This is a genomic window from Streptomyces sp. NPDC088194 (assembly GCF_040702025.1).
Lineage (GTDB): Bacteria > Actinomycetota > Actinomycetes > Streptomycetales > Streptomycetaceae > Actinacidiphila.
The window spans coordinates 37,492-44,963 of record NZ_JBFBIV010000071.1; the positions used below are offsets into that span (position 1 = coordinate 37,492).

At 71.4% G+C, this 7,472-nt stretch carries 7 protein-coding genes; all 7 read left to right on the forward strand.

The annotated features are described in order from the left end of the window. The first annotated feature begins 44 nt into the window (after window positions 1–44). The 7 genes from AB0399_RS30140 to AB0399_RS30170 all read left to right on the forward strand — a co-directional run bounded on the left by AB0399_RS30140 (window position 45) and on the right by AB0399_RS30170 (window position 7,369). Window positions 45–635, forward strand: a complete 591-nt coding sequence (locus AB0399_RS30140) for a flavin reductase family protein (protein WP_366413494.1) — start codon at window positions 45–47, stop codon at window positions 633–635. Between the two features lie 90 nt (window positions 636–725). Further along, complete coding sequence (locus tag AB0399_RS30145; RefSeq protein WP_329362521.1) at window positions 726–1,988, forward strand: LLM class flavin-dependent oxidoreductase; 1,263 nt, start codon at window positions 726–728, stop codon at window positions 1,986–1,988. A gap of 64 nt (window positions 1,989–2,052) precedes the next feature. Continuing rightward, entirely contained in the window at window positions 2,053–2,823 is a 771-nt protein-coding gene (locus AB0399_RS30150; RefSeq protein WP_329362520.1) for an alpha/beta fold hydrolase, read from the forward strand. Next, window positions 2,820–4,061, forward strand: coding sequence for a cytochrome P450 (locus AB0399_RS30155; protein ID WP_329362518.1), 1,242 nt, complete (start codon window positions 2,820–2,822; stop codon window positions 4,059–4,061). The genes AB0399_RS30150 and AB0399_RS30155 overlap by 4 nt, the downstream gene beginning before the upstream one ends. 14 nt (window positions 4,062–4,075) lie before the next feature. Then, on the forward strand, window positions 4,076–4,273 hold the full coding sequence (locus tag AB0399_RS30160) for a ferredoxin (RefSeq protein ID WP_328472155.1): 198 nt from the start codon (window positions 4,076–4,078) through the stop codon (window positions 4,271–4,273). Window positions 4,274–4,352: 79 nt separating this feature from the next. Then, window positions 4,353–5,483, forward strand: coding sequence for a polysaccharide pyruvyl transferase family protein (locus tag AB0399_RS30165; RefSeq protein ID WP_329362516.1), 1,131 nt, complete (start codon window positions 4,353–4,355; stop codon window positions 5,481–5,483). A gap of 245 nt (window positions 5,484–5,728) precedes the next feature. Further along, window positions 5,729–7,369 carry an MFS transporter gene (locus AB0399_RS30170; protein ID WP_329362513.1) on the forward strand — a complete coding sequence of 547 codons (1,641 nt, stop codon included), beginning with the start codon at window positions 5,729–5,731 and terminating at the stop codon, window positions 7,367–7,369. The last annotated feature ends 103 nt before the right edge of the window (window positions 7,370–7,472 follow it).

Sequence of the window (7,472 nt, forward strand, 5' to 3'; positions counted from 1 at the left end):
CTGACCGTGGAGCAGCCGCCCGCCGGCAGCGCGGAGGTGGCGCGGTGACGACAGCGCGCACCTCCGTGCAGCGCCCCGGGCCGACCGCCGCGACGCAGCCGGACCCCGCCGTGTTCCGGCAGGTCCTGGGCTTCTTCTGCACCGGCGTCACCGTCATCACCGCCGCCGACCGCGGCCGGCCGGCCCCGGTCGGCCGGACGGCCGTCGAACCGGTCGGGTTCACCTGCCAGTCCTTCGGATCGCTCTCCCTCGACCCGCCCCTGGTGGTCTTCTCCGCCTCGCGCGACTCCACCTCCTGGTCGCGTATCCGCTCCTCCGGCGCCTTCTGCGTCAACGTCCTCGGCCGGGACCAGGAGGCGCTGTGCCGGGCCTTCGCCGTGAGCGGCGCCGACAAGTTCGCCGGCGTCGAGTGGAGCCCGGGCCCGGCCACCGGCTCGCCCCGGATCGCCGGGTCGGTGGCCTGGGTGGAGTGCGTCATCGAGGCCGTCCACCCGGGCGGCGACCACAGCATCGTGGTGGGCGGGGTACGGGCCCTGGACATCGCCGATTCGCCCGTGGAACCCCTGCTCTTCTACCGCTCCGCCTTCCGCGGTATGGCCCCTAGCGGACCAGGGGTCACCCCGGCACCCCCCTGATGCGGCCGCGGCCACCCCAGAGCGCCGCCGGGTCCGGCCGGAGCCGGTGCGGGCCCCCCTACCGTGTCAACGCCGACGAGAGGAATGGACATGCGATTCGGTCTCAGCTATCACCACCAACTTCCCAGGCCCTGGGCCGAGGACAGCGAGGAACGGCTGCTCAAGGAGTCCCTGGAACAGATCGAACTGGCCGACCGGATCGGTATCGACTGCGTCTGGGCGACCGAGCACCACTTCCTGGAGGAGTACTCGCACGGCTCGGCTCCCGAGGTGTTCCTCGCCGCCGCCGCGGCCCGGACGAAGAACATCCGGCTCGGCCACGGCATCGTCTCGCTGCCCCCGGCGGTGAACCCGCCGGCCCGCGTCGCGGAGCGGCTGGCCACCTTGGACCTGATCTCCGGCGGCCGGGTGGAGTTCGGCTCGGGACAGGGCAGTTCGCAGCTGGAGCTCGGCGCGTTCAACGTCGAGCGGGCGACCAAGCGCGAGCAGTGGCGCGAGGCGCTGGGCGTCATCGTCAGGCTGCTCACCGAGACGCCGTTCACCGGCCACAAGGGCCAGTGGATCGACATGCCGCCGCGCAACCTGGTGCCCAAGCCCAAGCAGAAGCCGCACCCGCCGCTGTGGGTGGCCTGCAGCGTCCGCGAGACCATCGAGACGGCCGCCCGCAACGGGCTCGGCGCGCTGTCGTTCTCCTTCGCCTCCCCCGAGCAGGCCAAGGAACGCGCGGACGCCTACTACGCCATCATCAACTCCGAGGAGTGCGTGCCGGCCGGACTGAGCGTCAACCCCAACTTCGCCGTCGTCATGCCGCTGATGTGCCACCACGACGAGGAGACGGCCGTCGACCGGGGCCTGGAGGGCGCCCACTTCTTCGCCTACACGCTGATGCACTACTTCGTCTTCGGCCAGCACCACCCCGGCACCACCGACATCTGGCAGACGTTCCAGCAGACGAAGGAGGCGATGGGCTTCACCCGCAACCCGGCGCCCATCGACCCCTCCGCCGAGCCGGACCCGATGGCCCAGCAGATGATCGACCAGCTCACCGCGCTGCGCCGGGGGATCGGCACCCCGGACCAGATCGCCGCCATGCTCACCGAGTACGAGGCGGCCGGCGTGGACCAGGTCGTCTTCCAGGTACAGCTCGGCAAGACCAAGCACGAGCACGTCATGGAGTCCTTGCAGCTCTTCGCCGACGAGGTGCTGCCGCGGTTCGTCGAGGGCCGCGAGGAGCGCGAGGCGGCCAAGCGCGAGCGGCTGTCCGTCCCGGTCAAGGAGGCCCTCGCCCGGGTCGAGCCGGCCTCCGTCGACGTCTCCGACTACGTCATCGGGAACGAGCTGTCCACGTCCTGACGCGACGCCGACACGTCAACTCCCCCCTGCCCCAGCCTCGTCCCGAAACGGAGGCCGACCCGACATGCCCGTGACCCCGGTCGACAGCGGCACCTGGATTCGCCGGTTCCACCCGGTGCCGGAGCCGGCACCGCGCCTGGTGTGCTTCCCGCACGCGGGCGGATCGGCGTCGTACTTCTTCCCGGTCTCGCGGGCGCTCGCCCCCCGCGTCGAGGTGCTGGCCGTGCAGTACCCGGGCCGGCAGGACCGCCGTACCGACCCGCTCATCGACGACGCCGAGCAGCTCGCCGACCGGGTCACGGCCGCCCTGGGCCCGTGGACCGACCGGCCGCTGACGTTCTTCGGCCACAGCCTGGGCGCCGTCGTGGCGTTCGAGGTGGCTCGGCGGCTCCAGGACGCCGGACGCCCCGTCGACGGCCTGATCGCCTCCGGCCGCCGCGCCCCGTCCCGCTTCCGCGAGGAGCGGGTGCACCTCGGCACCGACGCGCAGGTGCGCGACGAGCTCAGCCGGCTGAACGGCACCGACGCCAGGGTGCTGGCCGACCGGGAACTGCTCGCGTCGCTGCTGCCCGCGGTCCGCAGCGACTACAAGGCCGTGGAGACCTACCGGTACCGGCCCGGCCCCGCGCTGGGCTGCCCGCTGCTCGTCCTCACCGGCGCGGACGACCCGCACGTCACCGCCGACGAGGCCGAGGCATGGCGGGAGCACACCACCGGCCCGTACGAGGTGCGGGTGTACCCCGGCGGCCACTTCTTCCTGACCACCCACGCGACCGCGGTGACGGAACTGATCGCCGCGCGCATCACGCGATCCGAGAGGGACAACGCCCCATGACCGACGTCGAACCCGAGGTGGACCCGGCGGCCGAGCCGCTGCTCTTCCCGCTGCCCCGCAAGGACCCGCTGGCCATGCCGCCGGAGTACGCCGGCCTGGTGGGCGGCGGCTGCCCCGTACGGGGGGTGATGCGCCAGGGCGGCCGCAAGGTGTGGGCGCTGTCCCAGCACGAGCACGTACAGCAGGTGCTCGCCGACGCCACGCTCAGCTCCAACGGCAAGCACCCGGCGTACCCGATCGTCTTCCCCATCCCGGAGGAGTTCATCGACATCGTCGAACTCCCGCTGGTGGCGATGGACCCGCCCGGGCACACCGTGCAGCGCCGGCTGCTGATCCCCGAGTTCACCGCGAAGCGGATACAGACGCTGCGCCCGCGCATCCAGCAGCTGGTCGACGAGCGGATCACCGCGATGCTGGAGAAGGGCGGCCCGGTCGACCTGGTCCGCGAGCTGGCGGTCCCGCTGCCGTGCGGGCTGTTCTGCGAACTGCTCGGCGTACCCGGCACCGACGCCGACTTCTTCCGCCGGTTCGCCGAGGCCACCACCAACCGCAACGCCACCCCCGAAGAGGCCGGCGCCCTGCACCTGGAGATGGACGCCTACCTGGAACGCGTGGTCACCGAGAAGACCAAGAACCCCGGCGACGACCTGCTCAGCCGGGTGATCCGGAAGAACGCCGAGGAGCCCGACGAGGCCAAGCGCCTGAAGCACTCCAGCCTCGTCACCGTGGCGAAGATGCTGGTCTACGGCGGCTTCGACACCACCGCCAACATGATCTCGCTCGGCACGGTCGTGCTCCTGCAGCACCCCGAGCAGCTCGCCGAGATCCGCGAGAACCCGGAGCTGACCTGGAACGCCATCGACGAACTGCTGCGCTTCCTCAGCATCGAGGACGCGGCCACCGTCCGGGTGGCGACCAGGGACCTGGAGATCGGCGGCGTCCTCATCCGCGAGGGCGAGGGCATGGTCGCCCTCAACGGCGCCGCCAACTGGGACGAGAAGGTCTTCCCCGACCCGGGTGCCTTCGACATCCACCGAGAGACCAAGGGCCACCTCGCCTTCGGCTACGGCATGCACCAGTGCCTGGGTGCCAACCTCGCCCGGGTCGAGCTGGAGATCGTCTTCAACACGCTGCTCACCCGCATCCCCGGCCTGCGGCTGGCCGAGCCCGTCGAGCAGTTGCCCTTCAAGCACGACGCGCACATCTACGGCATCTACGAGCTGCCGGTCACCTGGTGACGGGAGACCGACAGATGCGCGTGCACGTCGACCACGAACGCTGTGTCGGCTCCGGGTCCTGTGTCTTCAGCGATCCGTCCGTCTTCAGCCAGGACGACGAGGACGGCCGTGTCGTCCTTCTGATCGATCCGCACGTGGACCCCGACCGCCGGCAGTCCGTCCGGGACGCGGCCTTCCGCTGCCCGGTGGGCGCCATCACCGTCGCCGAGTGATGTCGCCGGCTCGTCCACCCGCCCGGCCAGTCAACCACCGCTGCGCACCTGGGTGTGCGCGAAACCATAGGAGCCCCGCGTGACTGCACGCACCCGGCACTACCTCGTCACTCCCGCCGGAGTCGGGAACTACGGCGACGAGCTGATCGCCAAGATGTGGCTGCGCCACCTCGCCAAGGTCGCCCCCGACGCGGAGGTCGTCATCGACTGCGCCGGCCCCGACGTGGTCGCCCGACGGTTGCAGGGCATCCACCCGAGGGTCCGCTTCGTGGCCACCCTGTGGCGGCTGTGCGCCTTCATGTGCATGGACAAGAACGTCGAGGAGTCCGTCGCCTTCGTCGAGCGCTCCGTCGCCGACCCGGCCTCGGTCCCCGACCTGACCGAGGGCATTGAGGAGCTGCGGCGGGCCGACACCATCCACATCGTCGGCGGCGGCTTCATCAACAGCCACTTCGCCCGGCTGCTGAGCATGCTCGCCGCCGCGCCCGCGGCCGCCGCCCACTCCGGGGCGCTCACCGCCTTCACCGGCCAGGGCCTGTGGCCGCTGGCCCCGGGCACCGAGGACCTGGCCCGTCGGCTCATCTCCCGGTTCGGCATCGCGGACGTGCGCGACTCGGTGACCTACGACTTCCTCAAGGGCATCGACGCCGCCGTGCAGAGCCCGGACGACATGTTCCTGAACATCTCGCCGGACCTGTTCCGTGCCGACGCGGACGCCCCCGAGGTGATGGTCAGCCTGCAGACGAAGTTCTCCGAGGTCGACACCTCCGACCTGGTCGACTACGTGGCCGGCATGGTCAAGGCGTGGGGAGTCGACCGGGTCGGGCTGATCGAGTCCTCGCCCGACTTCGACAAGGAGGTGATGGAGCTCGCCGAGCAGCGCATGCCGGTGGCCCGCCGCTACACGATGGACGAGCTGCTGGAGTCCGGCCTGCCGGCCAGCCCCGGGCAGACCTGGATCGCCACCCGCTTCCACCCGCACCTGTTCGCCGCGGCACGGGGTGCCTCGGGCGTGGCGGTCAGCATCGCGCCGGACTACCTGGGGGTCAAGCACCGCTCCCTGCTGGAGTGCGGCTCGCGCTGGACGCTGGTGGAGAAGCTGGAGGGAGTGCCGGAGCGGCCCACGCAGGGCGGGTTCACCCCGGCCGAGCTGGAGGGCCTGCGCGTGGCCAAGGCGAAGATCGCGGACAGGATCTACCCGGCTTCCTGACGGCTGCCGCCGCACCACCAGTACCGCCGGCACTACCGGCAGTACCAGCACTACCGGCACCACCAGAACCACCAGAACCACCAGAACCACCAGAACCACCCACGGACCTCCCGGGCGCGCCCGCGGTTCCCCTGTCGGGAGCCGGGCGGCAGGCCGGGAGGTCCGCGCGTCGTTCTAGACGGCCGTATGTATTGGTCGCTCGTCCGTCCTGTACAAGCGACTTACACGGACGTATGATTGACGGCATGACAGAAACCCGCACGCGAGCCGGGGGCCGGGAGTGGACCGCCCTCGTCGTGCTCCTGCTGCCGCTCCTGCTGGTCTCCATGGACGTCTCGGTGCTGTTCTTCGCAGTGCCCTACATCACCCGCCAACTCCAGCCGAGCAGCACCCAGCAGCTGTGGATCTTCGACATCTACGGCTTCGTGCTGGCCGGCATGCTGATCACGATGGGCTCCCTCGGGGACCGGATCGGTCAGCGGCGGCTGTTGCTGACCGGCGCGGTGGCGTTCAGCGCGGCGTCGTTCATGGCCGCCTACGCCTCCAGCGCCGGCATGCTGATCGCGGCTCGCGGCATCCTCGGCATCGCCGGTGCCACGCTGACGCCGACCACGGCCGGGCTGATCCGCAACATGTTCAACGACGAGAAGCAGCGGCAGACGGCCATCGCCATCTGGGCCGGCGGCCTGGCCACCGGCGTCTCGTTCGGGCCGGTGATCAGCGGCCTGCTGCTCGCGCACTTCTGGTGGGGCTCGGTCTTCCTGATCAACATCCCGTTCATGGTGCTGCTCCTGGTCGCGGCGCCGCTCCTGGTCCCGGAGGCGCGGCCGCGGAAGACCGGCGGGATGGACTTCGTCAGCTCCGTCCTGTCCCTGCTGGCCATCCTGCCGATCATCTACGGCGCCAAGGAGATGGCCACCTCGGGAGTGAACACGCTGCGGGTGGCCAGCCTCGTGGTCGGTCTGGTCTTCGGCGTGCTGTTCGTGCTGCGGCAGCGCCGGCCCGACCCGATGATCGACCTCAACCTGCTGCGCAGCCGAGCGGTCAAGGGCCCGATCCTCACCAAGTTCATCGCCAACCTGACCATGTCCGGCACGGCGATCCTCACCGCCCAGTACCTCCAACTGGTGCACGGCCTCAGCCCGCTGGCGGCCGGCCTGTGGAGCCTGGTGCCGTCGATCGGGGTGGGCGTCACCACGCCGGTGAGCACCATCCTCCTCAAGCGCGGGGTCGATCGCAGCCACCTGATCAGCGGCGCGTTCGTGCTCGGGGTCGCCGCCTTCGGGGTGATGACCCAGGTGCAGAGCGACTCGCAGCTGTGGGTCGTGCTGCTCGCCTCCACGCTGCTGGCCGGCGGCATGGTCGTGGTGATGACGCTCGGCACCGAACTGCTGATCGGCGCCGCCCCGCGCGAACGCGCCGGCACCGCCTCGGCGATCCTGGCCACCGGCACCCAGTTCGGCGGCGCGATGGGCATGGCCGTCCTGGGCACCATCACCACCGCCGTCTACCGGCGCCACATCACCGGCAGGCTGCCCGCCTCCGTGGACGCCGACAAGGTGCACGCCGCCCGGCAGACGCTCGGCGGGGCGACCGTCGTCGCCCAGTCCGTTCCCGGCCGGGCCGGCGCCGCGGTGCTGGCCGCCGCCCGGGACTCCTTCACCGCGGGCATCCACGTCGCGGCCGTCACCGCCGCCGTCCTGATGGCCCTGTCCGCGCTGCTGTCCGCGCTCTTCCTGCGGCGGGTCCGGCCCCAGGAGGCGCAACAGGGCGGCGCCGCGCCGAAGGCGCGCGAGAAGTCCCGTGGCGCCGCTCCGGCGGGCGCGCCCGCCGCCATGGAGGAGGACCGCGGGCCGTCGCAGGCGCCCCGGCCGTCGCACGGCTGACCCCTTGACCGCCGTTCGCCCACGCGCCCCCGTCGCGGACGAACGGCTCACCCAGAAGGCTCCCGCCGGTCCTGCGGGCGGGTGCCTTCGCCGTGCGCGGTGC